A 26,931-nucleotide genomic window follows, 5' to 3' on the forward strand; every position below is an offset into this window, starting at 1 on the left:
ACCGGCGCGTCGACCGCTCGTCGGGCAGCTCCCACCGGCGGCCCGGGCGCCGTGTCGGGACGGGCGAGCTCGTGCACGGTCGCTCCGGCTGTCGCCGCCTCCGCGGGACGGGCGTCACGAGCCGCTCCGCCGGGCCGCAGCGGCGGTCGGGACCGGTCGCGCGCGCCGGCCGGCCGGGCGCCCCAGCGCGCGGAGCCCGAGCAGCAGGTCGAGGACGGCCTTGACCAGCGAGAAGGCGATCCCGGCGAGCACCAGGCACAGGAGGTCGGGGGTGGAGCCGAGCAGCAGGGGGACGGTGAACGGGGAGCCGAGCAGCAGGGTGCCCAGTCCCACGAACACCCCGAGGTACAGGGCTCCGGCGAGGAGGACGTCGAGCACGACGGTCGGCGCGAGGGCGCCCCACCGGCCGCGGCGGGCGGCCCGACCGGGCAGGGACGCCGCCCACCTCCGCCGGCGCCACAGCGACCACCCCATCGCCGCGAGGGCCAGGACCGTGGCGGCGTCCACGACGGCGTAGGTCCACCCGAATGCCCGGCTCGGGTCCGCCGCGGGCAGGCCGGCCAGCGCGTGCAGGCCGGCGCGGTAGGCAGCGGCCGGGTCGGTGAGGAACCCATTGCGGGCGGTCAGGACGACGAGGGCCTGCCCGGTGTCGGGCAGCAGCCCCACGTCGGCGTGGAACCCGACCTCGTCCCCGCCGTGGGCGACCACCCGGTGCCCGCCGACGCTGCCGATCCCCCACCCGAGGCCGTAGGACGCCGTGTCCTCGGCCGCGGCGCCGGGCGGCGTCGGCACGGCCGCGGTGTGCATGGCGCGCAGGCCGGCCGCGGAGACGACCCGGCGCCCCTGCCAGGTGCCGTCCCCGAGCTGGAACCGCAGGTAGGTCGCCAGGTCGTGCGCGGTGGAGACCAGCTGGCCGTCGGCCAGCGCGCCGTCGTACCACCGCGCGTCCTGGCCGACGCTCAGCCCGAACCAGACCGTCGACCCCTCGGGCAGGCCGTCGGCCGCCGCGTCGGCGAGCCGGACGGAGCTGTGCGCCATGCCGAGCGGCGCGAACACCTCGTCCTCGACGTAGTCGCCGAAGGACCGCCCGGACACCCGCTCCACCAGCAGGCCCAGCACGGCGTAGTTGAGGTTGCAGTAGTGGAACGCGTCGCCGGGCCGGCTGACCGGCTCGACGTCCGCGGCTCCGGCGACCCGCGCGCGCAGCGACAGCCGCGGGTCCGCGTAGACGTCCAGGCCCGCCTCGGTGGGCAGCCCGCTGGTCTGCTCCAGCAGGTGCCGCACCGTGACGACGGCGGCCGGGTCGGCGGTGCGGAAGCCGGGCAGGTAGCGGGCGGCGGGCGCGTCGAGGTCGACCAGCCCGCGGTCGGCCAGCTGCACGACCGCCAGCGCGGTGACGGTCTTGGTGACCGAGCCGATGACGAACGGGGTGTCGCCGTCGATGCCGGGACCCCAGCCCCCGGTCCGCACCCGCCCGCCGTCGACGACCGCGTAGGACGCCACGGGGACGGAGGACGCCGCCAGCTGGGCCCGCACCCGCTGCTCCACGCCGGTGGGGGCCACGCCGCCCGCCGGGGCGGCGGAGGCCGCCGCTCCCGGGAGGAGGACCAGCGCGCCCGCCACCCCGGCCACCACCCCAGCCGCCGTCGCGCGCGCCAGCCCGGGCAGCGTCCCGGCCCGCGGCGCGCGGCGGCGGGGCGCCGTGCCCGCCGCGGGCCGGCGGGGAGACCTCCGGTCGGCGAGGACCCACACGGCCGCGGCGAGCACCCACACCAGCGCGAACACCCAGCCGTCCGCGCCGTCGCCCACCCCGTCGTCCCGGAGGAGGAGCCCGCCGAGGTTGACCAGGGCGTGGAAGACCCCCGCGATCAGCAGGGAGGAGCCACGGCCGCGCTCCACGGCCACGCCCAGCACCACGGACATCGCCACGCCGGCGAGCACGAAGGCACCGGCCACGACCACCCCGCGCGCGAGGACCTGCACGTGCCAGGCGGTCCACAGCAGGCCGACGACCGTGCTGGCCCCCAGCACGGGGAAGCGGCGGCGCAGCAGCGGCTGGAGCAGGCACCGCCAGCCCAGCTCCTCGCCGCACGCGCCCAGCAGCGCCAGCGAGGCCACGACCGCGAGCGGAGCGGTCAGGTCGCGCAGCGGCAGCACCTCGACCGGCTCCCCCAGCACGGCGCGGACCCCCACGTACGCGAGGAGGACGAGGGCCACGGTGCCCGCGACCGGACCCAGCCGGCGCACCGTGGCGGCGCTGCTCCCGCGGACGGTGGCCGCCACCAGGCTCCGCAGGGGCGGGGAGACCGCGAGCACGGCGGCCACCGCGATCGAGGGCGCGAACTGCACGAGGCTCCAGGCCTGGGGGGAGGACCCGGTCGCGTCCGCCACGAGCTGCAGCGCGCCCGCGGCCGGCAGCGCGACCGCGCAGAACAGGACGACCGGCCGCCACGCCCACCGGTCGCCGTCCCGGCCGGTCGGTCCGGGCACCTCGCTGGCCGCCATCGCGCTCTCCCCTCGCCGGTGTCCCGCTCGGGACGGCCCCGGACGCTAGGAGCGGCGGAGCCGGGTGCGCGTCACCCGGCGGCGGGGTCCTCGACCTCCCCCGGGGAGGGCACGGCGAGGTCGTGCACCCGACCCGGGGAGGAGGCCGGGTGTCGTCCTGGAGGAGGACGCCACGGGCCCGGCCCGGCCCTACCGTGGCGGCCGTGGCGCACTCCCCCGCCCCCGCGCGACGGATCCCGCCCCGGCTCGCCGACGTCGCCCTGACCGGAGCCGTCACCGTGGTCACCGCGGCGCAGCTGCTGGCCGCACCGGCCGCGGTCGCGGGCCAGCGGCCCGTCGACGCCGGCGCCTGGGCACTGGCCGCGCTGGCCGCGCTGCCGGTCCTGCTGCTCCGGCGGCGGCCGTGGACGGCGATGGCGCTGACCTCCGCCGGGGTGGTCGGCTACAGCCTCCTGGGCTACCCCGAGTCGATCTCGGGCTACGGCGTCCTCGTCGCGCTCTACGGCGTGGCGGCGCGGTACCCGCGGCGGATCTCGCTGGGGGCGGTCCCGCTCGTGCTGGCGGGCATGGTCGTCTTCACGTTCTCGTGGCCGCAGGGGTACACCCTCAACGACGTGCTGGCCGACCTGCTGGTGACCGGCGCCATGTGGGCCCTGGGCGACGCGGCCCGGACGCAGCGGCGGCAGGCCCGCGCCCTGGCCGAGCGGGCCCGGGAGGCGGAGGCGAGCCGCGAGGCGCACAGCCGCGAGGCCGTCGTGCACGAGCGCCTGCGGATCGCCCGCGAGCTCCACGACGTGATGGCGCACAGCATGAGCGTCATCGCCGTCCAGGCCGGCGTCGGCCGCCACGTCATGGACCGCGACCCCGGGACCGCCCGCCGGGCGCTCACCGTCGTCGAGGACACCAGCCGCCGCACCCTGGCCGAGATGCGCCAGCTGCTCGGCGTCCTCCGCGTCGACGACGTGGCCGCCGACGACGTGGCCACCGACGGCAGGGCCACCGATGGCAGGGCCACCGATGGCAGGGCCACCGACGGCAGGGCCACCAGCGGCAGGGCCACCGGCGACGGCGCCGCACCGGCGGGCTCGGCGGCAGGAGCAGCGACCCGCACCCCCCAGCCGGGGCTCGACCGGCTCGAGGAGCTGCTGGCCACGGCCCGGGCAGCCGGGTCCGCGGTCACGCTGTCGACGTCGGGGACGCCCCGGCCGCTGACCGCCCAGCTGGACCTGGCCGCCTACCGCATCCTGCAGGAGGCGCTGACCAACGCCGCGAAGCACGCCGGCCCGGCGACGGTCGAGGTCGCGCTCACCTGGCGCGAGGACGGCCTGCTGATCGAGGTGGACGACGACGGGCCCGGGCCGGCGAGCGGTCGGCCCGGCGGCGGCTACGGGCTCGTCGGCCTGCGCGAGCGCGCCGCCTCGGTCGGCGGGCACCTCGAGACCGGGCCCGGACCGCGCGGCGGCTTCCTCCTCCGCGCGAGGCTGCCGCTGCACGTGCGGCCGGCACCGGCGCCGCAGGGCCTGCCGTGACCGTCCGCGTGCTCGTCGTCGACGACCAGGAGCTGGTCCGGGCCGGCTTCTGCGCCCTGCTGCGCGACGACGGCCTCGAGGTCGTGGGCGAGGCCGGCGACGGGCAGGAGGCCGTCGAGCTGGCCTGCGCCCACCGCCCCGACGTCGTCCTCATGGACGTCCGGATGCCGGTGATGGACGGCATCGAGGCCACCCGGACGATCCTGGAGCGCTGCCGGGCCGACGACGGGAGCCGGCCGCGGGTCCTGGTCCTCACCACCTTCGACCTCGACGACCACGTGTTCGCGGCCCTGCGCGCCGGCGCCTCCGGCTTCCTGCTCAAGGACACCCGGCCGGTCGAGCTCCTCGCCGCGGTCCGGGTCGTCGCCCAGGGCGACGCGCTGCTCTCCCCCGCCCTCACCCGCCGGCTCATCGCCGAGTTCGCCCGCGGCCCCGACCCCTCCTGGCGGCCGGCCACGGTGCGCCTCGACGGCCTGACCGACCGGGAGGTCGACGTCCTGCGGCTGGTGGGAACCGGCCGCAGCAACCAGGAGATCGCCCGCGAGCTGTTCGTCACCGAGGCGACGGTGAAGACCCACCTGGGCCGGGTCACGGCCAAGCTGCACCTGGGCAGCCGCGCGCAGGCCGTCGTGGTCGCCTACGAGAGCGGCCTGGTCAGACCCGGCGCGCCGCGCACCTAGCCCCGGCCGCAGGGCCGCCGGCCGCCGCTGTGGGCGACACCACCGACCGGTTCGGTCGGTAGACCGACCGATACGGTCGGCCCGCCGTACGGTGGACCCCGTGGGACGACCCTTCCGGCAGCAGGTCGACGAGGGCATCCTCGACCGCGCCGCCGCCCTCTTCGCCCGTCGCGGCTTCACCAAGACGTCCGTGCAGGACGTCGCGGCCGCCGTCGGCCTGTCCAAGGCCGGGTTGCTGCACCACTTCCCCTCCAAGGACGCGCTCCACGAGGCCGTCCTCGCCCAGGCCGACACGTTCGGCAAGCAGGTCCTCGACGAGGTGCGCGACCTCCCGGCCGGCGCGGAGCGCGACCGGCGCGCCGTGGAGGTGCTGGTCGACGTCGCCCTCGCCCACCCCGGCCTCGTCGCCCTGCTGCTCGCCCCGGTCACCCGGCTCGAGGGCACCCGTATCGATGGCGTCGACGACCCGGACACCTCGGTGCCCGAGCTGGTGCTGCAGGTCTTCGGCGTCGACCGCGAGGCCACCGAGCCGCAGCGACTCGTCCGGGTCCTCGGGGCGCTGGCCGCGCTCGCCGTCCTGACCCTCGCGGCCCACGCCGAGGACCGCACCACCGCGTGGCGGCCGCACGTCGTCGCCACCTGCACCGACGCGCTGGGCCACCGCCGCCCCGGCGCCGCCCTCCCCACCCCCGACCAGGCGGAGGCCTGATCAGCATGGCTGTGTTGTTGTCCCGGCTCGGCGCCTCCTCGCACCGGCACCGGCTGTCCGTCCTCCTCGTCTGGCTCGTCGTCCTCGTCGCCGGTGGCGTCGGCGCGGTCACCCTGGCCGGCGAGACCACCAACTCCTTCTCCATCCCCGGACAGGAGTCGACGACCGCGCTCGAGCGGATCGGCGAGGAGTTCGGCGTGGGCGGCGGCGCCAGCGCCCGGGTGGTCGTGCAGGCCCCCGACGGCGCCCCCCTGACCTCGCCGGAGAACGCCGCCGCGGTCACCGCGCTGGCCGGCGAGCTGGCGCAGCTGCCAGGCGTCGCGTCGGCGACGAACCCGCTGGACCCGGCGGCGCCCACGGTGAACGCCGACCAGACCACCGGCTACAGCACCGTCACCTACGACGCCGCGCCCGGCGAGGTCACGCCCGAGGAGCAGGACGCCCTGCTGACCGCCGTCGACGACGCCCGGGACACCGGGCTGACCGTCGAGGTCGGCGGCGAGGCCGTCCAGGAGCCGCCGCACGTCGGGGGTCCCGCCGAGGCGATCGGCGTCGTCGTCGCGCTCGTGGTCCTCGCCGTCACCTACGGCACGCTGGTGATGGCCGGGCTGAACCTGCTGACCGCGCTGGTCGGCGTGGGCATCGGGGTCCTGGGCATCACGATCGCCACCGGCTTCACCGACCTGTCCTCGACGACGCCGACGCTGGCCGCGATGCTCGGCCTGGCCGTCGGCATCGACTACACGCTGTTCATCGTCACCCGCTTCCGCCAGGAGCTGCGCCGGGGCGCCGACGTCGGCACCGCGGTCGCCGTCGCCACGGGCACCGCGGGCTCGGCCGTGGTCACCGCCGGTCTCACCGTGGTCATCGCGCTGGTCGGCCTGTCGGTCGTCGGCATCCCGTTCCTGACCCAGATGGGCGTGGCCGCGGCCGCCACGATCGTCGTCGCCGTCCTCATCGCCCTCACCCTCGTGCCGGCCGTCCTCGGGTTCCTCGGGCACCGCGCGCTGCCGAAGCGGCACCGGCCCACCGCGGTGCGGCACGGGCTGCACGAGGCCCCCCGACGCGGCTTCCTGGTCGGCTGGGTCGGCACGGTCACCCGCCACCGGGTGCCGTCGCTGTTGCTCGCGGTGGCCGCCCTGGCGATCGTCGCCGTCCCGTTCTTCTCGATGCAGACCACGCTGGTGCAGACCCCCGCCAGCGACAGCACCCAGGCCCGCGCCCAGCAGCTGCTCGCCGACGGCTTCGGCGAGGGCGTCAACGGCCCGATCACCGTCCTGTTCGAGGGCGACGGCGCGGCCGAGGCCGCGGCCGGGGTCAGCGGCGCGGTCACCGGCCTCGACGACGTTGCGCTGGTCACCCCGCCGGTGCCCGACGCCGACGACACCGCGGCGCTGCTCACGGTCGTCCCGCGGTCCGGTCCCACGGACCCGGCCACCGAGCAGCTCGTCGCCGACCTGCGCGACCTGCTCGCCGGCACCGACGGGGTCCAGGCGTCGGTGACCGGCCAGACCGCGGTCAGCGTGGACGTCGCGCGGAGCCTGGACGAGGCGATGCCGGTCTACCTGGCGCTCGTGATCGGCCTGGCGCTGGTCCTGCTCGTGCTGGTCTTCCGCTCGCTGCTGGTGCCGCTGGTCGGCGTCCTGGGCTTCGTGCTCACCATCGGCGCCTCGCTCGGGGCGACGGTCGCGGTGTTCCAGTGGGGCTGGCTGGCCGACGTGGTCAACCTCGACGCGACCGGGCCGCTGATCAGCCTCACGCCGATCCTGGTCATCGGCATCCTGTTCGGCCTGGCGATGGACTACCAGATCTTCCTGGTGTCGCGGATGCACGAGGCGCACGCGCACGGCGCCTCGCCGCTGGAGGCGATCCGCACCGGCTTCCGGCAGGCGGCGCCGGTCGTCGTCGCGGCCGCGCTGATCATGTTCAGCGTCTTCGCCGGGTTCGTCCCCGCCGGCGAGGCGACCATCAAGTCGATCGCCTTCGCGCTGGCCGCCGGCATCCTCTTCGACGCCTTCGTCGTCCGCATGGTGCTGGTGCCGGCGGCGCTGGCGCTGCTCGGCCACCGGGCGTGGTGGCTGCCCCGCTGGCTGCGCTGGCTGCCCGTCCTCGACGTGGAGGGCGCCGGCCTGCAGCGTCCGGTCGCCGCCGAGGACCGGCCCGAGATGGTCGGCGCCGCCCGGCGCTGACCCCGCTCCCCGGGGCCCCGCCGTGCGCGGGGCCCCCGGGGCGGCGTCAGCTGGTGAGCATGCCGCCCTCCACCGGGATCGTCGTCCCGGTGACGTAGCCGCCGGCGTCGCTGACGAGGAAGACGAGCGCGGCGGCCAGCTCCATCGGGTCACCGGGCCGGCCGGCGAGGACGCGGCCCATCTGCTGGTCGAGGTAGCCCTCCGGGTACTGGTCGGTCATCTCCGAGGCGAAGAAGCCCGGGGCCAGCGCGTTGACCCGGATGCCCTTGCGGCCGGTCCACTGCTGGGCCAGGTCGCGGGTCAGGCCGATCAGCCCCGCCTTGCTGGCCGCGTAGGCCGCCTGCGGCAGCCCGGCGGTGGTCAGCCCCAGCACGCTGGAGATGTTCACGATCGAGCTGCCCGGCTGCATGACCCGTCCGCAGGCCTGCGCCATCCAGTAGCAGCCGTTGAGGTTGACGTCGATGACCTGCCGGAACTCCTCGGGCTTCTCCCGGGTGGCCGGCGCCGCGGTGCCGATGCCGGCGTTGTTGACCAGGACGTCGACCCGGCCGAACTCGGCCATCGCGGCGTCGACCAGGGCCTGGCAGTCCTCCACCTGCGCGACGTCGGTGCGCACGGTGATCGCCCGGCGTCCGGCCGCCTCGACCGCCTCCTTGGTGGCGGTCATCCGATCCTCCCGCCGGGCGCCCAGGGCGACGTCGGCCCCCGCCTGCGCCAGCGCCCGGGCGAACACCACGCCCAGCCCCGAGGACGCTCCCGTCACGATCGCCACCCGGCCGTCGAGCCGGAACATGTCCAGGACAGTGCTGTCCGCCACGAGTGCACTCCTTCTGTCGGTCCCTCTGTCGGTCCCCCCGACTCCACCGGGACCGTAACCGTGGTGTGGGGTGTATCACCGGCCGGGCGGGTAGGGAGCCCCCGTCAGCCGGTCCGCACACGGAGGAGGTCCGTCCATGACGTCGGGGACACCGTCGGGGTCGCCGCAGTGGCGGCAGGCGTTCGACGCCGTCGAGCGCCGCGTCACCCCGCACGCGGACAACCTGGTCCGGACGCCGGGATTCGCCACCGGCGTCGCCCTCGCGCGCCGCGCGCAGAACCTCGCCCGCGACGGCGCCCGTGGGGTGTCGGCCCGCGCCTGGCACCTGCTCAACCTGCCGGCCGGCACCGACCTGGCCCGCCTGCGCGCCCAGATCGGCGCGCTCGACCGGGAGGTCCGGCGGCTGACCGTGCAACTGGAGAACGAGCGGCGCCGACCCCGCGCCGCTGCCGACGCGACCCCGGAGGAGCCCGATGCCGACGGCGCCCAGCCCGCAAGCAGTCCTCGACCGCGTCCGGCGCGACGTCGAGCGCAACGCCCTCAGGGCACGTAACGGCATCAAGCTCGTCGCCGGCGTCGACCGGCCCGGCGTCGGGCTCACGCCCAAGGACGTCGTCTGGGAGCGCGGCCGCACGCAGCTGTGGCACTACCGCAGCGACAGGGTGCGGTACTCCCCGCCGCTGCTCGTCGTGTTCAGCCTGGTCAGCCGCAGCTACATCCTCGACCTGACGCCGGGCAACAGCTTCATCGAGCAGCTGCTCGACGCGGGCTTCGACGTGTACATGGTCGACTGGGGCGAGCCGGACGCCCGCGACGCGCAGAACCGGCTCGAGGACTACGTCGACGACTACATCCCCGCCGCCGTCGAGCGGGTGCGGGAGATCTCCGGCGCCGACGAGGTCAACCTCTTCGGCTACTGCTTCGGCGGCGACCTCTCCCTGCTCTACGCCGCCCACCACCCCGACGCACCGGTGCGCAGCCTCACCGTCCTCGCCACCCCGGTCGACTTCACGCAGATGGGCCCGATGGCCGACGTCTTCCGCGGCGGTCTCGAGGTCGACGACGTCGTGGACGAGGACGGCAACGTGCCGCCGCGGGTGGTGGTGCAGGGCTTCAAGACCCTCACGCCCACGGCCGAGGTCACCCGCTACGTGACGCTGTGGGAGAAGCTCTGGAGCGACGAGTACGTCTCGGCCTACCAGGCGATGACCGGCTGGTCGGACGACCACATCCCCTTCCCCGGGGCGGCCGCGCGCGAGACGGTGCAGATGCTCGTGCGGGACAACGGGATGGTCACCGACCGGCTGACCGTCGGCGGTGACCGGGTGCACCTGTCCGACATCCGGTGGCCGTTCCTGACCGTGCGGGCCGACCGGGACCACATCGTGCCGCCGGACGCGACCGCGCCGCTGATCGACCTGGTCGGGTCGGAGGACAAGCACGAGCTGCGCCTCAAGGCCGGCCACATGGGCCTGGTCGTCGGCCGGACGGCGGCGAAGACGACGGTGCCGGAGATCATCGACTTCCTCCGGCGACGCAGCGACGAGAGCGCGCCCGGCCCGGCGGCCGGGCAGGAGGAGGACCAGTGACGGTGGAGGTCCTCCAGCTGCAGGAGGCGCACGGCGACGCCCTGCTGCGCTTCTTCGGCGGGCTGCCCGAGGGCGACCTGACGTTCATCGAGGAGGAGGTCACCGACCCCGACGTCGTCCGGTCGTGGGCGACCGGGAAGGCCGGCGGCCGGCGGTGGGTGGCCGTGGACGGCGACTCCGGCGAGGTGGCCGGCTACGTCGCCGTCCGCCCGCTGACCGGCTGGTCGTCGCACGTGGGCGAGGTGCGGCTGGTCGTCTCCCCGACCCGGCGCGGCTCGGGGCTGGGCCGGCAGCTGGCCCGCCTCGCCCTGGTGTCGGCGGTCGGCGACGGGCTGGCCAAGCTGGTGGTCGAGGTGGTCGCCGAGCAGGGCGCGGCGCTGGCGCTGTTCACCGACCTCGGCTTCACCGGCGAGGCGCTGCTGCGCGACCACGTCCGCGACCGCGAGGGGCAGCTGCGCGACCTGATGGTGCTGGCCCACCACGTCGACGAGACCTGGGCCGGCATGGCCACCGTCGGCCTGGACGAGGCGCTCGGCCAGGACCTGAGCTGACCTGCGCAGGCGCCCCCGCAGGTCGGCTCACCCTCCCGTGACCCGGCCGCCGTCGACGGCGATGCGGCGGGTGGTCGCGACCGCCTCGAGCATCCGGCGGTCGTGGGTCACCAGCAGCAGCGTGCCGGGATAGGCGGCCAGCGCCGACTCGAGCTGCTCGATGGCCGGCAGGTCCAGGTGGTTGGTCGGCTCGTCGAGCACCAGCACGTTGACCCCGCGGGCCTGCAGCAGCGCCAGCGCCGCGCGGGTGCGCTCGCCCGGGGAGAGCGAGGTGGCCGGGCGCAGCACGTGCTCGGCGGTGAGGCCGAACTTGGCCAGCAGGGTGCGCACCTCGGCGGTCGGCCAGTCGGGCACCTCCGCGGCGAACGCGTCGAGCAGCCGGCGCTCGCCGACGAACAGCCCGCGCGCCTGGTCGACCTCGCCCAGCCGCACCGCCGGGCCGAGCGAGGCGCTGCCCGAGTCCAGCGGGACCCGCCCCAGCAGCGCACCCAGCAGCGTCGTCTTGCCCGACCCGTTGGGCCCGGTGATGGCCACCCGGTCGCCCCAGTCGACCTGCAGGCTCACCGGCCCGAGCGTGAACCCGCCCCGCCGGACCACGGCGTCGCGCAGGGTGGCGACGACGGCCCCGGCGCGCGGCGCGGCGGCGATGGTCATCCGCAGCTCCCACTCCTTGCGGGGCTCCTCGACCACCTCCAGCCGCTCGATCCGCCGCTCGGTCTGCTTGGCCTTCGCGCCCTGCTTCTCCGCCGTCGCCCGGTTGTGCGCCGTGATGAACTTGTCGGGGTCCCGTCGCTTCTTGACCGCGTCCCGCACGCCCTTGGCCAGCCAGTTGCGCTGCATCCGCGCCCGGGCCTCGAGGTCGGCCCTCGTCTCGGCGTACTCCTCGTACTCCTCACGCGCGTGCCGGCGGGCCACCTCCCGCTCGGCCAGGTAGGCCTCGTACCCGCCGTCGACCACCCGGACCAGCTGCTGGGCCAGGTCGAGCTCGACGACGCGGGTGACCGTGCGCGACAGGAACTCCCGGTCGTGGCTGACCAGCACGATGCCCGCGCGGTTGCCGGCGACGAAGGCCTCCAGCTGCTCGAGGCCGGCCAGGTCGAGGTCGTTGGTCGGCTCGTCGAGCAGCAGGACGTCGTGGCGCGACAGCAGCAGCGCGGCCAGCCCGACCCGCGCCGCCTGGCCACCCGACAGCGAGGGCATCGGCGCGTCCGGGTCGACGCCGGGAGCGACGTCGACCAGCACCTGACCGAGCCGCTCGTCGAGGTCGGCGCCGCCGAGGGCCAGCCACCGCTCCAGCGCCTCGCCGTAGGCGTCGTCGGCACCGGGCCGGCCGGCGGTGAGGTCCTCGGTGGCGGCGTCCAGGGCGGCCTGCGCGGCGGTGACGCCGGTGCGGCGGGCCAGCGCCGCGGCGACGGTCTCGCCCTCGCGCCGCTCGCGCTCCTGCGGCAGGTGGCCGACGGTCGCCGTCGGCGGGCTCAACGCGATCGAGCCGGACTCGGCCGGCAGCTCGCCGGCCAGCGTGCGCAGCAGGGTGGACTTGCCGGCGCCGTTGACGCCGACCAGCCCGACGACGTCACCGGGGGCGACGACGAGGTCGAGGTCGGAGAAGAGGACGCGGGCTCCGTGGCCGGCGGCCAGGCCGCGCGCGACGAGGGTGGCGCTCATGAGGTGCTCCCGGGAGGACGGTCGGATCCAGACGACGTCGGTCTCGGGGCTCACAGCACGGGGCCACCATAGCGCGCGAGCGGCTCAGCCGTCCTCGTCGTATCCGGGGTCCGCGCCCTCGAACAGGCCGCCCACGTCGTCCTCCGGCCCAGTGGCCAGCACGTCGTCGGTCAGCTCGTCGAGCATCTCCTCCAGGGCGTTGTCGTCCTCCCGCGGCGGCCGGCGCTGCACCAGCCACGGCTGCAGCTGCTCGTAGCCGCGCACCGAGACCCGGCGCAGCGGCCGCACGCGGTAGCCGTGCAGGCCGCGCAGGTGACCGGCGAGCACGCGGTCGACCAGCACCGTCCCGGGCCGGGCCACCGAGGTCAGCCGGCTGGCCAGGTTGACCACCGGCGAGTAGACGTCGCCCAGCCGCGTGAGCACCGTGCCGTGGGCGGCACCCACCCGCAGCGGCGGGCGGTCCTCGGTCTCCCACGCGTCGGGCAGGGTCAGCCCGATCTCGACGGCGTCGACGGCCGAGGCGGCGGTGTAGAGGACGCCGTCGCCGACGGTCTTGACGACCCGGCCGTGCGAGCGGGCGATCACCTCGGTGGCCGTCGCCTCGAACGCCTCGACCATCGCGCCGAGCTCGCGGCCGTCCATGCCGCGCGAGCGGGCGGTGTAGTCGACCAGGTCGGCGAAGCCGACGGCCAGCTCCCGCCGGTCCCCCGGCGCGTCGGCCGACAGCAGCCGGTCGACGTTGGCCGCCAGGTGCCGGCGCCACACGTAGTCCTGGGTGCGGGTCAGCAGCGGCAGCAGCACCTCGGCGGCGGCCACGGCGTCGGCCCTCCCGTGCTCCCGGGCCTGCCGGGTGAGGACCTCGGCGAGCATGTCGGTCTGCCAGTCGGCCAGCCGCGACAGCGCCTGCGCGGTGGCCCGGGCGATCGAGGCCTCGGTGTCGGCGTCGACGAAGCCGGAGTCGATGAGCGCCGTGAGGGTCCCCAGTGCCCCGACGTCGGCGAGGGTGAAGGCGGGGTCGTCGTCGGCGACGTCGGGGAACCCGAGCGCCCGCCACAGCCGCTGGGTGCGCTCGGGCGGCATGCCGGCGGCCTCGGCGACCTGCAGCCGGGTCAGCCGGCGCGGCCCGCCGAGCAGCAGGCGCTCGAGCGCGTCCCGGATCGCGGAGTCCGGGTCCCGTCCGGGAGGGTCCGTGCCGGGAGCGTCCATGGCGGCCGGACCGGCGGTCAGTCGGTGGCGTGCACGACGGGCTCGCCACCGACTGACCGCCGGCCCGGCCGCCGGGGACCGCCCGCGCGGAGGGAGGGGACGGAGCCGTCCGTGCCGACCACGATCGTCCGGTAGGCGCTCACGGCGCGACTCTAGTGACCGGCGGACGGCACCGTGCCGCCGGTCATGCCGTCTCGGGGACGTCGCGGGAACCGCCCGGGGAGGGCGTGTCGCGGCTGCCGGAGCTGCCGTCCGCGGGGCCGCGTGGGCCAGGATGGCCGGTGCACGGGGGTGGACGACGAGGGGAGACAGGGCAATCGCGACCACGGCCAGCGACGCGGCCGGTCACCGCGGACCCGTGCGGGTCGAGGTGTCGGGCCTGACCAAGAGCTTCGGTCCCGTGCGGGCGGTCGCCGACCTCGGCTTCACCGTGGAGCCGGGCGCGGTCACCGGTTTCCTCGGCCCGAACGGAGCAGGCAAGACCACGACGCTGCGCATGGTGCTCGGCCTGATCACGCCCGACGCCGGCACCGCGACCTTCGACGGCGCCCCCTACGCGGCGCTGCCCGACCCGGTGCGCACCGTCGGCGCGGTCCTCGAGACCGCCTTCCACCCCGCCCGCTCCGGGCGCGACCACCTGCGGGTCTACTGCCGCGCCGCGGGGCTGCCCCTCGCTCGCGCCGACGAGGTCCTCACCACCGTCGGCCTGGCCGCGGCCGGCCGGCGCCGCGCCGGGGGCTACTCCCTGGGCATGCGGCAGCGGCTGGCCCTGGCCACCGCCCTGCTGGGCGACCCGCCGGTGCTGGTGCTCGACGAACCGGCCAACGGCCTCGACCCCGAGGGCATCCTGTGGCTGCGCGGCTTCCTGCGGCACCTGGCCCACGGCGAGGGCCGGACGGTCCTGGTCTCCAGCCACCTGCTGGCGGAGATGGAGCAGACCGCCGACCGCGTGGTCATCGTGGGCGCCGGCCGGCTGGTGCGGCAGGGCTCGATCGCCGAGCTGCGCTCCGGCGCGCACGGCGCCGGCACCGTGCTCGTGCGCAGCCCGGAGGCCGGCCGGCTCGCCGCCGTGCTCGCCGACGCCGGCCTCGACCCCTCCCGCGGCGAGGACGGCGTGGTGACCGTGACCGGGTCGACGCCGGCCGAGGTCGGCGCCCGCGCCTTCGCCGCGGGGGTGGAGCTGCACGAGCTGCGGGCCGAGACCACCGGCCTGGAGGACCTCTACTTCCGGCTCACCGCCGGGCAGGAGCAGTTCGCCGCCGGCTCCCCCACCCCGACCCCCGAGGGAGCCGCGCGATGACCGGGCTCGTCCGCGCCGAGTGGACCAAGCTGTTCACCACGCGCGTCTGGATCGGCCTGCTGGTCGGCGCCTGCGTGCTCGTCGCCGGGTTCAGCATCCTGTTGACCGCCTTCGCCGGGAACGCCCGGAGCCCGGTCCCCTCCGTCGGCAGCGACGTCTACGAGCAGCTGGCCTTCGCCACCAGCACGAACGTCGTCGTCCTGTTCCTCATCCTCGGCGTCATCGGGACGACCCAGGAGTACCGGCACCGGACGGCGACACCGACGTTCCTCACCACACCTCGCCGGGGCCGCGTGGTGACGGCCAAGCTGCTGGCCTACGCGCTGGCCGCCGTCCCGCTGGCGCTGGTGGTGCTGGCCGTCAACGTGCTGGTCGTCTACGTCGCCGCCGGCGCGCGCGGCGCCGTGCCCGACCTCGACGGGGACGACCTCCGCGTCCTGCTCAGCAGCGGGCTCGCGCTGGTGGTCTACGCGGTCATCGGGGTGGGCATCGGCGCCCTGCTGCGCAACCAGGTCGGGGCCATCGTCGGCGCGCTGGTCTACCTCTACGTGGTCGAGCCGATCATCCGGCAGATCCCGGCCACCGCCGCCGCATACAAGTGGATGCCGGGCGGCGGGCTCGAGGCGCTGACCGCCACCCTGCAGGCCCCGGACCTGCTCGGGCCCGCCGCTGGCGGCCTGTTGTTGCTCGGCTACGGTCTGCTCACCGCCCTGCTCGGCACGGTCCTCGCCGTCCGCCGCGACGTGGTCTGAGCCCGGGCGCCGCACGGAGGACGGGGGACCCCGGATGACGACCCGCATGACCGCGCCGCGCCTCGCGCGGCTGGTGGCCGCCGGCGACGTCGCCGGGGTGCGGACGGCGGTCGCGGACGCTCCTCGACTCCTGACCGGCACGGTGGAGCACGCCGGCGAGACCGGCTGGACGCCGCTGCACCTGGCCGCGGCAGCCGGCCGGGAGGACGTCGTGCGGGTCCTGGTCGGCGCCGGTGCCGACCTCACGACCCGCACGGAGTCCGGGCGCACGCCGCTGCACGTGGCCGTCGAGCACGCCCCCGGGCTGGTGGACGTGCTCGGCGAGCTGGGCGCCGTGCCGGACGCACCGGCCGCGGCCTCCCTCGACGACGCCCGCCGGCTGGCCCGCGAGCTCGACGCCGGCGCCCCGCTCACCGACCCGGCCAGCGGCCTGGACCTGCTCACCCTCGCCGCGGCCGGCGGCGCCGCGCAGACCCTGCGGCTGCTGCTCGACCGCGGCGCCGACCCCGACGGCGGCGCGCTGGCGGCCGCGGCCACCGTCCGGCGGGCCGACCTGGTGCGCGTGCTGCTGGCGGCCGGCGCGTCGGTCGACCGGCGCGACCCCGACACCGGGCGCACGCCACTGCACGAGGCCGTGTCGGCCGGCGCGGGCGGCGACGCGCCCGAGGTGGTGCGCGTGCTGCTGGCCGCCGGGGCCGACGTCAACGCCACCACCAGCGACGGCGCCAGCGCCCTGGACATCAGCCGGGTCGCCGCAGCCCGCTCCCGGCGCGACGACGCAGGTCGGGCGCGGGCCGTGGACGGCCTGGTCGACCTCCTGGTCGCCTCCGGCGCCACGGATTGACCCACTGCACCGACGGGCCGCGGACCCCCTCCTGGCGCCCGCGTTCCGCCGTTCGGCCCCCACCGACGGGCGTAGACTCCGGCCCCGGCTCAGAGACGTCCACCGACGACGACGAAGAAGGCACCCGACCCGTGTCACGCGACAACTCACCCCGGCCGTCCACCACCTCCTCCTCCTCCGCGGTGGCGGGATTCGGCACCAACGAGTGGCTGGTCGAGGAGATGTACCAGCAGTTCCTCGCCGACCCCTCCAGCGTGGACCAGGCCTGGCACGAGTTCTTCGCCGACTACCGGCCGGGCAGCCCCGTCGCCGCCAGTGACGACCGCGAACGCGGCTCCGCCACGCCGACCGACGACACCACCCCCGCCCCTGCCCCGGCCGCTCCGGCCTCCGGCAACGGGTCGGCGAACGGCGCGGCCCCCGCCGCCCGCCCGCAGCAGCCCGCCCCCGCGGCCGCCGCCACCTCCCCCGAGCGCCCCGCCGTCGCCGACGCCGCCGGCTCGGCCACCCGGCCCAGCAGCCCCGCCGTCGCCCCGGGCGCGCCGGAGCCCGCCCCGCGGTCCACCCCCGTCGCCGAGCGGACCGAGGCCACCGTGGTCGGCCGCGCCGCCGACCGCGCCGACCAGCAGCGCGCGGCCTCCCCCGCGGCCGCGCCGGCGCCTGCGCCGAAGGCCGCCCCGAAGGCAGGCCCGAAGGCCCCCGAGACCCCGGCCGCCGACGGGCCGAAGCGGACGCCGCTGCGCGGTGCCGCCGCCAGCGTCGTGAAGAACATGAACGCCTCGCTGACCGTGCCGACGGCGACCAGCGTGCGCTCGGTGCCGGCCAAGCTCCTGGCCGACAACCGCATCGTCATCAACAACCACCTCAAGCGGGCCCGCGGCGGCAAGGTCTCCTTCACGCACCTGATCGGCTACGCGCTGGTCCGGGCGCTCGACGACTTCCCGGAGATGAACGCCTCCTTCACCGAGGTCGACGGCAAGCCGACCCTGGTGCAGCCCGAGCACGTCAACTTCGGCCTGGCCATCGACCTGCCCAAGTCCGACGGCACCCGCTCGCTCGTCGTCGCCTCCATCAAGGCCGCCGAGACGATGGACTTCGCCCGGTTCTGGGCCGCCTACGAGGACGTCATCCGCCGCGCCCGCGCCGGCAAGCTGACGCTGGAGGACTTCTCCGGCACCACGATCAGCCTGACCAACCCGGGCACCGTCGGCACGAACCACTCGGTGCCGCGGCTGACCGCCGGCCAGGGCGCGATCATCGGCGTCGGCGCCATGGAGTACCCGGCGGAGTTCCAGGGGATGAGCCCCCAGTCGCTCACCGAGATGGCGGTCAGCAAGATCATCACGCTGACCTCCACCTACGACCACCGGATCATCCAGGGCGCGCAGTCCGGTGACTTCCTGCGCCGGCTGCACCAGCTGCTGCTCGGCGAGGACGGCTTCTACGACGAGGTCTTCCGCTCGCTGCGCCTGCCCTACGAGCCGGTGCGCTGGATGCCGGACGTGCGGATCAGCCGCGAGGGGCAGATCGACAAGGAAGCCCGGGTCATCGAGGTCATCGAGGCCTACCGGCGCAACGGCCACCTCATGGCCGACACCGACCCGCTCGAGTTCAAGGTCCGCAGCCACCCCGACCTGGACATCCTCCAGCACGGCCTGACCCTGTGGGACCTCGACCGCGAGTTCCCGGTCGGCGGGTTCGCCGGCGAGCGGACCATGCCGCTGCGCGACATCCTCGGCGTCCTGCGCGAGTCCTACTGCCGCACCGTCGGCGTGGAGTACATGCACATCACCGACCCCGAGGAGCGCCAGTGGCTCCAGGAGCGCATCGAGGTCAAGCACGCCCAGCCCGACCGTGAGAAGCAGAAGCACGTGCTCGGCCGGCTCAACGTCGCCGAGGCGTTCGAGACCTTCCTGCAGACGAAGTACGTCGGCCAGAAGCGGTTCAGCCTCGAGGGCGGTGAGTCGCTGATCCCGGTGCTGGACGAGGTGCTCATCGCCTCCACCGACCACGGCCTCGACGAGGTCGCGATCGGCATGCCGCACCGCGGTCGGCTCAACGTGCTGGCCAACGTCCTCGGCAAGAGCTATGCGAAGATCTTCGGCGAGTTCGAGGGCAACATCGACCCCGGCACGGTCCAGGGCTCCGGCGACGTCAAGTACCACCTGGGCACCGAGGGCACCTTCCGCAACCCCTTCCGCGCGGACGCCGAGATCGGCGTATCGCTGGCGTGCAACCCCTCGCACCTGGAGACGGTCAACCCCGTCCTCGAGGGCATGGTCCGCGCCAAGCAGGACATGATCGACAAGGGCGAGGGCGGCTTCACCGTCCTGCCGGTCCTGCTGCACGGTGATTCGGCGTTCGCCGGTCAGGGCGTCGTCCAGGAGACGCTGAACCTCTCGCAGCTGCGCGGCTACCGCACCGGCGGCACCGTGCACGTCGTCGTCAACAACCAGGTCGGGTTCACCACCAGCCCGGCCGCGGCCCGCTCGAGCCTGTACTCGACCGACGTCGCCCGGATGATCGGCGCCCCGGTCTTCCACGTGAACGGCGACGACCCCGAGGCCTGCATCCGCGTGGCCCGGCTGGCGGTGGAGTACCGGCAGGCGTTCCGGAAGGACGTCGTCATCGACCTCGTCTGTTACCGCCGCCGCGGGCACAACGAGGGCGACGACCCGTCGATGACCCAGCCGCTGATGTACGACATCATCGACCGCAAGCGCTCGGTCCGGAAGCTCTACACCGAGGCGCTGGTCGGCCGCGGCGACATCACGCTGGCCGAGGCCGAGGAGGCGCTCAAGGACTTCCGCGACCAGCTGGAGCGGGCCTTCGCCGAGACCCACGACGCGCGCGACTCCTCCAAGCCCCAGCCGGTCATGGACCCGCGCACGGCCGAGCAGTCGACCGTCGAGACGGCGATCACCACCGAGGTCCTCAAGACCATCGGCGACGCCCACGTCTCCTTCCCGCAGGACTTCACCGCGCACCCGAAGCTCAAGCGCATGCTCGAGCGCCGCGCCGCGATGACCAGCGAGGGCGGGATCGACTGGGCGATGGGTGAGCTGCTGGCCTTCGGGTCGCTGCTGGTGCAGGGCGTCCCGGTGCGGCTGGCCGGCCAGGACTCCCGCCGCGGCACCTTCGTGCAGCGGCACGCCGTGCTCATCGACCGCGACTCGGCCGCCGAGTACACGCCGCTGGCCCACCTCGCCGAGCAGCAGGCCAAGTTCTTCGTCTACGACTCGCTGCTCAGCGAGTACGCCGCGCTCGGCTTCGAGTACGGCTACTCGGTGGCCAACCCCCAGGCGCTGGTGCTGTGGGAGGCGCAGTTCGGCGACTTCGTCGACGGCGCGCAGATGGTGATCGACGAGTTCATCAGCTCCGGCGAGGCCAAGTGGGGGCAGCGCTCCGGCGTCGTCCTGCTGCTGCCGCACGGGCTGGAGGGCCAGGGCCCCGACCACTCCAGCGGTCGCATCGAGCGGTTCCTGCAGCTGTCGGCGGAGAACAACATGACCGTCGCCAACTGCACGACCCCGGGCAACTACTTCCACCTGCTGCGCCGCCAGGCGCTGTCGGACGTGCACCGGCCGCTGGTCGTGTTCACGCCGAAGTCGCTGCTGCGGGCCAAGGCGGCGGTCAGCCCGGTCTCCGCGTTCACCGACGAGGGCTTCCAGCCGGTGCTGGGCGACCCGGGCGTGGGCGGCGAGCCGCTCGACGACGGCGCGGTCCGCCGGGTGCTGCTGTGCAGCGGCAAGGTCGCCTACGACCTGCTGGCGCAGCGGGAGACCGCGGGCACCACCGACACCGCCGTCGTCCGGGTCGAGCAGCTGTACCCGCTGCCGGCCGAGCAGATCCGCCAGGCGGTCGGGCGCTACCCGAACGCCACGGACCTGGTGTGGGTGCAGGAGGAGCCGGCCAACATGGGCGCCTGGTCGTTCATGGCCCTCAACCTGCCCGAGCACCTCGACGGGCGGACGCTGCGCCGGGTCAGCCGCCGCGCGTCGGCGAGCCCGGCCGTGGGCTCGGCGAAGGTGCACGAGGCGGAGCAGAAGGAGCTCGTCGCGCAGGCCTTCGCCGGCTGACGGGGGCACCGACCGTGTACTCCACCGACCGCGGGCTGGAGGAGCTGGCCGACCGGCGGGGCGAGGAGCAGGTGAGCCTCGCCTGGCTGGCCGACCAGCTCCAGGCCTTCGTCGACGAGCACCCCGACTTCGAGGTGCCGGTCGAGCGGCTGGCCACCTGGCTGGCACGCGGCGGCACCGACGACGTCGACGAGTGACGGCGATGATCAGGTGACCTGATCGTGGAGCGTCCTACCCGACCGTGGAACGTGAGGGAGGACGCTCGATGATCAGGTCCCCTGATCGTGGCGCCGGTGCGCCTCCCCCGCGGGCCCGGTGCGGGGAGAGACGCTGCGTGGGTGCTCGGTCACTCGCACGCCCTGTCCGGTCTGGCCGCCGGCGCGGCGACCCTCCCCTGGGCGCCGGTCGAGGGCGCCGTCGGCCAGGTCGCCTGGGTGGCCGCCGTCGGCGGGTTCTCGATGCTGCCCGACCTCGACCACAGCGGCTCGACGGTCTCCGACATGTGGGGCCCGGTGACCGACGTCCCGTCCGGGGCGGTCGGCCGGCTGGCCGGCGGCCACCGCTGGGGCACCCACGACGCCCTGCTCGCGCCGATCGCCTGCGGTGCGCTCGCGCTGGCCGCGGCGAACCTGTTCTGGTCGAGCCTGCTGGTGATGGCGCTGGCCATCGGGCTGGGGCTGCGGGCGCTGCACTTCGTCATCCCGGGCCGGGCGGAGAACACCGTCGTCGGCAACCTGGTGCTGTCCTGGGGCGGCGCCTGGCTGCTGCTGGCCGACACGCCCCAGCCGACGTGGCTGCCGTGGGCGGTCGCGCTCGGCGTCCTCACGCACATCGCCGGGGACCTGATCACCACGCAGGGGGTGCCCGTCCCGCTGCTGTGGCTGCTGCGCCGCAGGCGGCTGGCGCTGACCCCCATGCGCACCGGGACGACGCTGGAGAAGGCGGTGCTGGCGCCGCTGTTCCTCGGCGTCGCCGTGTGGTTCGTCTACGCCAACACCGGCGCCCACACGCTCCTGGACCCCTACCTGCAGGCGCTGCGGGACCTCGGCTGAGCCCGGCCGCGCCGGGCGGGTGAGGGGCCGTCCTCACACGGTGACCTGCTCCTCGCGGGCGCAGCCGGCCACGGCCTCGGCGACCGCGGTGGCCACCCGCCGGTCCAGGGGGCTCGGGACGATGTACCCCGCCGCCAGGTCCTCGCCCACGACCCCGGCGATCGCCTCGGCCGCCGCGATCTTCATCCGCTCGGTGATCGCCGTGGCGCGGGCGTCGATCGCGCCGCGGAACACGCCGGGGAAGGCCAGCACGTTGTTGATCTGGTTGGGCAGGTCGCTGCGGCCGGTGGCCACCACCGCCGCGTACCGGGCCGCCATCTCCGGGTCGACCTCGGGCGTGGGGTTGGCCAGCGAGAACACGATGCAGTCCGGCGCCATCGCGGCGATCGCCGCCTCGGGCACCGAGCCCCCGGACAGGCCCAGGTACACGTCGGCGCCCTCCAGCGCGCCGACCATCGTGCCCGCGTAGCCGCTCCGGTTGGTGTTCTCCGCGACCCAGCGCTTGATCGGCGTCAGGTCCTCGCGGCCGGTGTGGATGACGCCCTTGGAGTCGGCGACGGCGAGGTCGCCGACCCCGGCTCCCAGCAGGATCTTGGTGCAGGCCACGCCGGCCGCCCCGGCGCCGGAGACGACGACGCGCAGGTCGCCCATCTGCCGGCCGGTGACCCGTGCGGCGTTGCGCAGCGCGGCCAGGACGACGATCGCCGTCCCGTGCTGGTCGTCGTGCATGACCGGGATGTCGAGCCGCTCGCGCAGCCGGTCCTCGATCTCGAAGCAGCGCGGTGCGCTGATGTCCTCGAGGTTGATGCCGCCGAAGGACGGCGCGATCGCCGCGACGGTCTCGACGATCTGGTCGACGTCGGTGGTCGAGAGCACCACGGGCACCGACGACAGCCCGGCGAACTCGCTGAACAGGCAGGCCTTGCCCTCCATGACCGGCAGCGCCGCGGCCGGGCCGATGTCGCCCAGCCCGAGGACGGCGGTGCCGTCGGAGACCACCGCCACCACGCGCGGCGCCCAGGTGAACCGGCGGGCGAGCTCCGGCTCGGCGGCGATGGCGCTCGACACGCGGGCGACACCCGGGGTGTAGGTCAGCGCGAGGTCCTCCCGCGACTCGATCCCGCGGGTGGGCCGGACGGCGAGCTTGCCGCCCTCGTGGACGCCGAAGGCCGGGTCCTGCGCGAAGCGATCGACCGCAACGGCCTGCGGGACGCGGTCGGCACTGTCCCCGGCGGTGTCCGTCTGTGCACCCATGGGTCGGGAAGGTAGTCCTGTCCACCGGGTCGCCGCCCGGCACCGCCGCGGCCCGCTCGCTACCGTGCCGCCCGTGGAGATCCGCGAGCTCGCCGTGCCGGACGGCTACGTGCTCGACCTGGTGCCGCACGGGGACGACCGCGGTCGCTTCACCGAGTGGTACCGGGCCGACGTCCTCGCCGCCGCCACCGGGTGGGCGCTGCCGCTCGCGCAGGCCAACCACAGCGTGTCCGCCCGCGGGGTGCTCCGCGGCGTGCACTTCGCGCTCGTCCCGCCCGGGCAGGCCAAGTACGTCTACTGCCCGGCGGGCCGGGTGCTCGACGTCGTCGTCGACGTCCGGGTCGGCTCCCCGACGTTCGGCGCGTCCGACGCCGTCGTGCTCGACGCCGAGCGTCCCCGCGCGGTGTTCCTGGCCGAGGGCCTGGGCCACGCCTTCCTGGCCCTGGAGGACCGCTCCTCGGTCACCTACCTGGTCTCCTCGGGGTACTCCCCCGGCCGGGAGTTCGGGATCTCGCCGCTGGACCCCGACCTCGGGTTGTCGTGGCCGGCCGACGTCGAGGTGCGGCTCTCGGACAAGGACCGGGCCGCACCGACGCTGGCGCAGGCCCGCGAGCAGGGCCTGCTGCCGACCATGGAGCAGTGCGCCGCCCGCTACGCGCAGCTGCGCGCGGGCGGCTAGGAGAGCCCGCCGGGGTCCGGCGGCGGGGGTCCGACCCGGCCGGGGCGGGGACGCAGCCGGACGACGACGCGGCCGACGGCGACCGCGGGCCCGTAGGCGCGGCTGTCGTCGGTGACCAGCGGGTTGTCGCCGACCACCCAGACGCCGCCGTCGTCGAGGACCCGCTGCACCCGCTTGACCACGAGCAGGTCGGGGCGGGACGGGAAGCGGGCCAGGACGACGTCGCCCGGCCGCGCAGTCCCGGGGCGCGACCGGCGCACCAGCAGCCGGTCGCCGTGCCGCACGGTCGGCGTCATGGACGGGCCGCTGACCCGGGCCAGCACCCAGGCCGAGGGCAGCCCGGGGACCCCGCGCTCGGACGTGTCGGGTCCCATCACCGCGAGTAGGGTCGCAGACGACCAGATCCCGTGACACCGAGAGGCAGGGACATGCTGTTCAGCCGCCTGTTCTCCGCCGTGGAGGCCACCGCGCACTGCGACCTCCCGTGCGGCGTGTACGACCCGGCCCAGGCCCGCATCGAGGCGGAGTCCGTCAAGGCCATCCAGGAGAAGTACCAGGGCAACGAGGACCCGGTCTTCCGGATGCGCTGCGTGCTCATCAAGGAGCAGCGCGCCGACCTCGCCAAGCACCACCTGTGGGTGCTGTGGACCGACTACTTCAAGCCCCCGCACTTCGAGAAGTACCCGCAGCTGCACGAGCTGTTCAACAAGGCCACCAAGCAGGCCGGCGCGGCCGGTGGCAAGGGCAGCATGGACCCCGCGGAGGGCCAGAAGCTGCTCGACTACATCGCCGAGATCGACAAGATCTTCTGGGAGACCAAGGCCGCGGCCTGACGAAGGACCCCCGTGCCCCCCACCGCTCGCAGGCTCGCGGCGGGGCCCTGCACGGGGCCGTTCCAGGACGTCACAGACGGCAGCGGCCGGCGGGCACCTCGGTGCCCGCCGGCCGCTGCCGTGCACGGGCCCGGCGACGAGTTCCGGCGGCCCGTCCGGTCTGCACCCCGACCGACCCCCCGCACCCCCAGGAGACCCGATGGCCGTCCGGCTCAACCCCTACCTGCACTTCGCCGGCAACGCGCGCGAGGCGATGGAGTCCTACCGCTCGCTGTTCGGCGGGCAGCTCGACGTCATGACCTTCGGTGACGTCGGCGGGGGCGGCGACGAGTACCCGGCCGACGGCGTCATGCGCGCCTTCCTGCGCACCGGGCACGGCCTCGAGCTCATGGCCTCCGACGGCCACGACCCGGACGCCGGCGGACCGGACACGGTGTCCCTGTCGCTGTCCGGGGACGACGCCGAGACCCTCACCCGCTGGTCCGAGGCGCTCGCCGAGGGCGGGCAGGTCGACGTCCCCCTGGAGGAGCAGGTGTGGGCGACACCTTCGGTCAGGTCACCGACCGCTTCGGCCTGCGCTGGCTGGTGAACATCGCCACCCCCGCCGGCTGAGGGACCCCGCGGCCCGCCGGCGGCGGTTCGCGCTGACTGCGGCCCGGTACCGTCTGACCTCGATGCGTATCGACCCGGCCGGGTGGCCGTTCATCACCGGGCCCCTGGCGCCCGCCGCCGTCCTCGCCGCCGCCGGACGGGCCGCCGGACACCGCCCCGGACACCGCGCCCTCCGGCTGGCCGCCTGGCCGTTCCTGGCCCTGTCGGCCTACATGGCCCTGTTCTTCCGCGACCCCGAGCGGGACTGCGACCGCGTCGAGCCGCCGTCCGACGTCGTCCTCTCCCCTGCCGACGGGATGGTCATGGTCGCCGGGGAGCCCCAGGAGGGCGTCGCCCCGGAACCGGCCCCCGCGGGTGGCTGGCAGCAGGTCAGCGTCTTCCTCTCCGTGGTCGACGTGCACGTCAACCGCTCCCCCTACCGGGGCGAGGTGGTGGAGAGCTCCTACCGCAGGGGCAGCTTCCTCGCGGCCTACCGGGCGGAGTCGGCGCACCGCAACGAGCGCAGCGAGCTGTGGCTGCGCGACGGCGACCGGACGCTCGTCGTCCGCCAGCTGGTCGGCGCGCTGGCCCGCCGCATCGTCACCCGCACCGGCGTCGGGCAGCACCTGGCCACCGGGGAGCGGTTCGGCCTGATGAAGTTCGGGTCGCGGATGGACGTCTTCCTGCCGGCCGAGTGCACCCTGACCGTGCGCAAGGGGCAGCGCGTGCGCGGCGGCGAGACCGTCATCGCCCGCTGGCCCGCCGCCGGCTGAGGGGTCCCGGTGCCCAGTTCTGCCTCCGGCTCCGGCCGGCCCCAGACGCGGCGCACGGCCACCGTCGAGTTCGTGCGCGGCTCCGTGCGCGGCTCCCGCCGCCGCGCGCTGGCGACCCTGCCCAGCCTGTTCACGCTGGGCAACATGATGTGCGGCTTCGCCGCCATCCTCGTGTCCATCCGCGGCCAGTACACCCTCGCGGCGGTCCTCATCGGCCTGTCGGTGCTCTTCGACATCACCGACGGCGCGGTGGCCCGGCTGGTGGGCGCGGTGAGCTCCTTCGGCCTGCAGTTCGACTCCCTGGCCGACCTCGTCTCCTTCGGCCTGGCCCCGGCCCTGCTCGCGTTCACGCTGTTCTCCCAGGGCCGCGACGAGTGGGACCCGCTGGGCTGGGTGATCTGCTTCCTCTGGGTGGCCTGCGCGGCGATCCGGCTGGCCCGGTTCAACACGACCATCGACCCGACGGCGGACAAGCGGTACTTCACCGGGATGCCGAGCCCCGGCGCGGCCGGGGTCGTCCTGGCCTCGGTCTTCGCCTTCGGCGACCAGATGCAGGGCCGCGACCGGCTGTGGGTGCTGCTCATCGTCGCCGTGCCGGCGCTGCTCATGGTCAGCACCATCCGGTTCCGCTCGTTCCGCTCGCTGGTGAGCCCGAGGAGCGGGCGCCCCTACGGCCTGGTCGCCGCGGCGCTGGCCCTGGTGATCGGCTTCGCCACCGTCCCGGTGGTCACCGGCTGCCTGCTGGCCTACGGCTACCTGCTCGCGCCGGTGCTGGTGCCCCTGGTCTCGCCGCTGGGCCGGCTGGTGCCCGAGCGGGTCCGAGAGGCGCTCACGTGACGGTCCGCCCGGTCGAGCCCGACGACGTCGCCGCCGTGGTGGACCTGGTGCGCGAGCTGGCCGAGTACGAGCAGGCCGCGCACGAGGTGCGGCTCACCGAGGAGCAGCTGCACACCGCGCTGTTCGGCGGCTCCCCGGCCCTGTTCGGGCACGTCGCCCTCGGGCCGGACGGCGCCGTCGTCGGGGTGGCGCTGTGGTTCCTCAACTTCTCCACCTGGCGCGGCACCCACGGCGTGTACCTCGAGGACCTCTACGTCCAGCCGCGGCACCGCGGCGCGGGACTGGGCCGGGAGCTGCTGCGCACGCTGGCGGCCACCTGCGTCGAGCGCGGCTACGACCGGCTGGAGTGGTCGGTGCTCGACTGGAACGAGCCCGCCGTCGGGTTCTACCGGGCCGCGGGCGCCGTCCCGATGGACGAGTGGACCGTCTTCCGGCTCACCGACCAGGCACTCTGCGACGTCGCCGCCGACCGCCGTCCCTGAACCTCCCGCCCGACG

26 protein-coding genes are annotated in these 26,931 nt (G+C 75.3%); 19 read left to right on the plus strand and 7 right to left on the minus strand.

Going from position 1 to position 26,931, the window contains the following annotated elements:
* Window positions 1-114 precede the first annotated feature (114 nt).
* Window positions 115-2,505, minus strand: coding sequence for a serine hydrolase (locus ACWIZO_RS01495; protein WP_448640788.1), 2,391 nt, complete (start codon window positions 2,503-2,505; stop codon window positions 115-117).
* Between the two features lie 203 nt (window positions 2,506-2,708).
* Here ACWIZO_RS01495 and ACWIZO_RS01500 point away from each other — a divergent pair, with 203 nt between their 5' ends.
* The 4 genes from ACWIZO_RS01500 to ACWIZO_RS01515 all read left to right on the plus strand — a co-directional run bounded on the left by ACWIZO_RS01500 (window position 2,709) and on the right by ACWIZO_RS01515 (window position 7,612).
* Complete coding sequence (locus ACWIZO_RS01500; RefSeq protein ID WP_448640789.1) at window positions 2,709-4,034, plus strand: sensor histidine kinase; 1,326 nt, start codon at window positions 2,709-2,711, stop codon at window positions 4,032-4,034.
* A complete protein-coding gene (locus ACWIZO_RS01505; protein ID WP_448640790.1) occupies window positions 4,031-4,714 on the plus strand; it encodes a response regulator in 684 nt (227 codons plus the stop codon). The genes ACWIZO_RS01500 and ACWIZO_RS01505 overlap by 4 nt, the downstream gene beginning before the upstream one ends.
* Before the next feature lie 100 nt (window positions 4,715-4,814).
* A complete protein-coding gene (locus ACWIZO_RS01510; protein ID WP_448640791.1) occupies window positions 4,815-5,423 on the plus strand; it encodes a TetR/AcrR family transcriptional regulator in 609 nt (202 codons plus the stop codon).
* A 5-nt stretch (window positions 5,424-5,428) separates the two neighbouring features.
* A complete protein-coding gene (locus ACWIZO_RS01515; protein WP_448640792.1) occupies window positions 5,429-7,612 on the plus strand; it encodes an MMPL family transporter in 2,184 nt (727 codons plus the stop codon).
* Window positions 7,613-7,658: 46 nt separating this feature from the next.
* On the opposite strand, the gene ACWIZO_RS01520 is transcribed toward ACWIZO_RS01515, so the two are convergent.
* Window positions 7,659-8,429 (minus strand): SDR family NAD(P)-dependent oxidoreductase, encoded by a 771-nt coding sequence (locus ACWIZO_RS01520; protein ID WP_448640793.1) that lies wholly within the window; start codon window positions 8,427-8,429, stop codon window positions 7,659-7,661.
* Window positions 8,430-8,565: 136 nt separating this feature from the next.
* On the opposite strand from ACWIZO_RS01520, the gene ACWIZO_RS01525 reads away from it, so the two are divergent.
* Genes ACWIZO_RS01525 through ACWIZO_RS01535 form a run of 3 tightly spaced genes read left to right on the plus strand, consistent with a single transcriptional unit; the run spans window position 8,566 to window position 10,569 of the window.
* On the plus strand, window positions 8,566-8,982 hold the full coding sequence (locus ACWIZO_RS01525; RefSeq protein WP_448640794.1) for a hypothetical protein: 417 nt from the start codon (window positions 8,566-8,568) through the stop codon (window positions 8,980-8,982).
* Window positions 8,903-10,018, plus strand: coding sequence for an alpha/beta fold hydrolase (locus ACWIZO_RS01530; protein ID WP_448640795.1), 1,116 nt, complete (start codon window positions 8,903-8,905; stop codon window positions 10,016-10,018). Before ACWIZO_RS01525 ends, ACWIZO_RS01530 begins: the two co-directional genes overlap by 80 nt.
* A 2-nt stretch (window positions 10,019-10,020) precedes the next feature.
* Window positions 10,021-10,569, plus strand: coding sequence for an N-acetyltransferase family protein (locus ACWIZO_RS01535; protein WP_448640796.1), 549 nt, complete (start codon window positions 10,021-10,023; stop codon window positions 10,567-10,569).
* A 27-nt stretch (window positions 10,570-10,596) separates the two neighbouring features.
* On the opposite strand, the gene ACWIZO_RS01540 is transcribed toward ACWIZO_RS01535, so the two are convergent.
* From ACWIZO_RS01540 to ACWIZO_RS01550, 3 genes are all read right to left on the minus strand, one after another.
* Window positions 10,597-12,234, minus strand: coding sequence for an ABC-F family ATP-binding cassette domain-containing protein (locus tag ACWIZO_RS01540; protein WP_448640797.1), 1,638 nt, complete (start codon window positions 12,232-12,234; stop codon window positions 10,597-10,599).
* Window positions 12,235-12,318: 84 nt separating this feature from the next.
* Window positions 12,319-13,440: an adenylate/guanylate cyclase domain-containing protein gene (locus ACWIZO_RS01545; protein WP_448640798.1), complete on the minus strand. Its 1,122-nt coding sequence runs from the start codon at window positions 13,438-13,440 to the stop codon at window positions 12,319-12,321.
* Window positions 13,441-13,457: 17 nt separating this feature from the next.
* Window positions 13,458-13,583: a hypothetical protein gene (locus ACWIZO_RS01550; RefSeq protein WP_448640799.1), complete on the minus strand. Its 126-nt coding sequence runs from the start codon at window positions 13,581-13,583 to the stop codon at window positions 13,458-13,460.
* 215 nt (window positions 13,584-13,798) lie between these two features.
* On the opposite strand from ACWIZO_RS01550, the gene ACWIZO_RS01555 reads away from it, so the two are divergent.
* From ACWIZO_RS01555 to ACWIZO_RS01580, 6 genes are all read left to right on the plus strand, one after another.
* On the plus strand, window positions 13,799-14,740 hold the full coding sequence (locus ACWIZO_RS01555) for an ATP-binding cassette domain-containing protein (RefSeq protein ID WP_448640800.1): 942 nt from the start codon (window positions 13,799-13,801) through the stop codon (window positions 14,738-14,740).
* A complete protein-coding gene (locus ACWIZO_RS01560) occupies window positions 14,737-15,492 on the plus strand; it encodes an ABC transporter permease (protein ID WP_448640801.1) in 756 nt (251 codons plus the stop codon). The genes ACWIZO_RS01555 and ACWIZO_RS01560 overlap by 4 nt, the downstream gene beginning before the upstream one ends.
* Before the next feature lie 46 nt (window positions 15,493-15,538).
* Entirely contained in the window at window positions 15,539-16,336 is a 798-nt protein-coding gene (locus ACWIZO_RS01565; RefSeq protein WP_448640802.1) for an ankyrin repeat domain-containing protein, read from the plus strand.
* Between the two features lie 131 nt (window positions 16,337-16,467).
* Window positions 16,468-20,415, plus strand: a complete 3,948-nt coding sequence (locus tag ACWIZO_RS01570; protein WP_448640803.1) for a multifunctional oxoglutarate decarboxylase/oxoglutarate dehydrogenase thiamine pyrophosphate-binding subunit/dihydrolipoyllysine-residue succinyltransferase subunit — start codon at window positions 16,468-16,470, stop codon at window positions 20,413-20,415.
* 14 nt (window positions 20,416-20,429) lie between these two features.
* The gene (locus ACWIZO_RS01575; protein ID WP_448640804.1) at window positions 20,430-20,612 is read left to right on the plus strand and encodes a DUF6104 family protein; all 183 of its coding nucleotides are present in this window, start codon (window positions 20,430-20,432) and stop codon (window positions 20,610-20,612) included.
* 141 nt (window positions 20,613-20,753) lie between these two features.
* The gene (locus tag ACWIZO_RS01580) at window positions 20,754-21,467 is read left to right on the plus strand and encodes a metal-dependent hydrolase (RefSeq protein ID WP_448640805.1); all 714 of its coding nucleotides are present in this window, start codon (window positions 20,754-20,756) and stop codon (window positions 21,465-21,467) included.
* A gap of 33 nt (window positions 21,468-21,500) precedes the next feature.
* Here ACWIZO_RS01580 and ACWIZO_RS01585 read toward each other — a convergent pair whose 3' ends face one another.
* Entirely contained in the window at window positions 21,501-22,721 is a 1,221-nt protein-coding gene (locus ACWIZO_RS01585) for an NAD(P)-dependent malic enzyme (protein WP_448640806.1), read from the minus strand.
* Window positions 22,722-22,794: 73 nt separating this feature from the next.
* On the opposite strand from ACWIZO_RS01585, the gene ACWIZO_RS01590 reads away from it, so the two are divergent.
* Window positions 22,795-23,400: a dTDP-4-dehydrorhamnose 3,5-epimerase family protein gene (locus tag ACWIZO_RS01590; protein ID WP_448640807.1), complete on the plus strand. Its 606-nt coding sequence runs from the start codon at window positions 22,795-22,797 to the stop codon at window positions 23,398-23,400.
* On the opposite strand, the gene ACWIZO_RS01595 is transcribed toward ACWIZO_RS01590, so the two are convergent.
* Complete coding sequence (locus ACWIZO_RS01595; protein ID WP_448642914.1) at window positions 23,397-23,774, minus strand: S24/S26 family peptidase; 378 nt, start codon at window positions 23,772-23,774, stop codon at window positions 23,397-23,399. The genes ACWIZO_RS01590 and ACWIZO_RS01595 overlap by 4 nt on opposite strands.
* Window positions 23,775-23,828: 54 nt before the next feature.
* On the opposite strand from ACWIZO_RS01595, the gene sodN reads away from it, so the two are divergent.
* The 5 genes from sodN to ACWIZO_RS01620 all read left to right on the plus strand — a co-directional run bounded on the left by sodN (window position 23,829) and on the right by ACWIZO_RS01620 (window position 26,916).
* Window positions 23,829-24,233, plus strand: coding sequence for a superoxide dismutase, Ni (gene sodN, locus ACWIZO_RS01600; protein WP_448640808.1), 405 nt, complete (start codon window positions 23,829-23,831; stop codon window positions 24,231-24,233).
* A 199-nt stretch (window positions 24,234-24,432) separates the two neighbouring features.
* The gene (locus tag ACWIZO_RS01605; RefSeq protein WP_448640809.1) at window positions 24,433-24,822 is read left to right on the plus strand and encodes a VOC family protein; all 390 of its coding nucleotides are present in this window, start codon (window positions 24,433-24,435) and stop codon (window positions 24,820-24,822) included.
* Window positions 24,823-24,907: 85 nt separating this feature from the next.
* Entirely contained in the window at window positions 24,908-25,597 is a 690-nt protein-coding gene (locus ACWIZO_RS01610; RefSeq protein ID WP_448640810.1) for a phosphatidylserine decarboxylase, read from the plus strand.
* A 9-nt stretch (window positions 25,598-25,606) separates the two neighbouring features.
* Window positions 25,607-26,434 (plus strand): CDP-diacylglycerol--serine O-phosphatidyltransferase, encoded by an 828-nt coding sequence (pssA, locus tag ACWIZO_RS01615; RefSeq protein ID WP_448640811.1) that lies wholly within the window; start codon window positions 25,607-25,609, stop codon window positions 26,432-26,434.
* Entirely contained in the window at window positions 26,431-26,916 is a 486-nt protein-coding gene (locus ACWIZO_RS01620; RefSeq protein WP_448640812.1) for an N-acetyltransferase family protein, read from the plus strand. Before pssA ends, ACWIZO_RS01620 begins: the two co-directional genes overlap by 4 nt.
* Window positions 26,917-26,931 lie beyond the last annotated feature (15 nt).

The organism is Geodermatophilus sp. URMC 63, from assembly GCF_053502565.1.

What these genes read in the sequence shown, in the direction of transcription:
- ACWIZO_RS01495 (WP_448640788.1), bottom strand. Translation starts at nt 2,505, where the DNA reads ATGGCGGCCAGCGAGGTGCCCGGACCGACCGGCCGGGACGGCGACCGG.
- ACWIZO_RS01515 (WP_448640792.1), top strand. Translation starts at nt 5,429, where the DNA reads ATGGCTGTGTTGTTGTCCCGGCTCGGCGCCTCCTCGCACCGGCACCGG.
- ACWIZO_RS01525 (WP_448640794.1), top strand. Translation starts at nt 8,566, where the DNA reads ATGACGTCGGGGACACCGTCGGGGTCGCCGCAGTGGCGGCAGGCGTTC.
- ACWIZO_RS01530 (WP_448640795.1), top strand. Translation starts at nt 8,903, where the DNA reads ATGCCGACGGCGCCCAGCCCGCAAGCAGTCCTCGACCGCGTCCGGCGC.
- ACWIZO_RS01540 (WP_448640797.1), bottom strand. Translation starts at nt 12,234, where the DNA reads ATGAGCGCCACCCTCGTCGCGCGCGGCCTGGCCGCCGGCCACGGAGCC.
- ACWIZO_RS01545 (WP_448640798.1), bottom strand. Translation starts at nt 13,440, where the DNA reads ATGGACGCTCCCGGCACGGACCCTCCCGGACGGGACCCGGACTCCGCG.
- ACWIZO_RS01560 (WP_448640801.1), top strand. Translation starts at nt 14,737, where the DNA reads ATGACCGGGCTCGTCCGCGCCGAGTGGACCAAGCTGTTCACCACGCGC.
- ACWIZO_RS01565 (WP_448640802.1), top strand. Translation starts at nt 15,539, where the DNA reads ATGACCGCGCCGCGCCTCGCGCGGCTGGTGGCCGCCGGCGACGTCGCC.
- ACWIZO_RS01585 (WP_448640806.1), bottom strand. Translation starts at nt 22,721, where the DNA reads ATGGGTGCACAGACGGACACCGCCGGGGACAGTGCCGACCGCGTCCCG.
- ACWIZO_RS01595 (WP_448642914.1), bottom strand. Translation starts at nt 23,774, where the DNA reads ATGGGACCCGACACGTCCGAGCGCGGGGTCCCCGGGCTGCCCTCGGCC.
- sodN (WP_448640808.1), top strand. Translation starts at nt 23,829, where the DNA reads ATGCTGTTCAGCCGCCTGTTCTCCGCCGTGGAGGCCACCGCGCACTGC.
- ACWIZO_RS01605 (WP_448640809.1), top strand. Translation starts at nt 24,433, where the DNA reads ATGGCCGTCCGGCTCAACCCCTACCTGCACTTCGCCGGCAACGCGCGC.
- ACWIZO_RS01610 (WP_448640810.1), top strand. Translation starts at nt 24,908, where the DNA reads ATGCGTATCGACCCGGCCGGGTGGCCGTTCATCACCGGGCCCCTGGCG.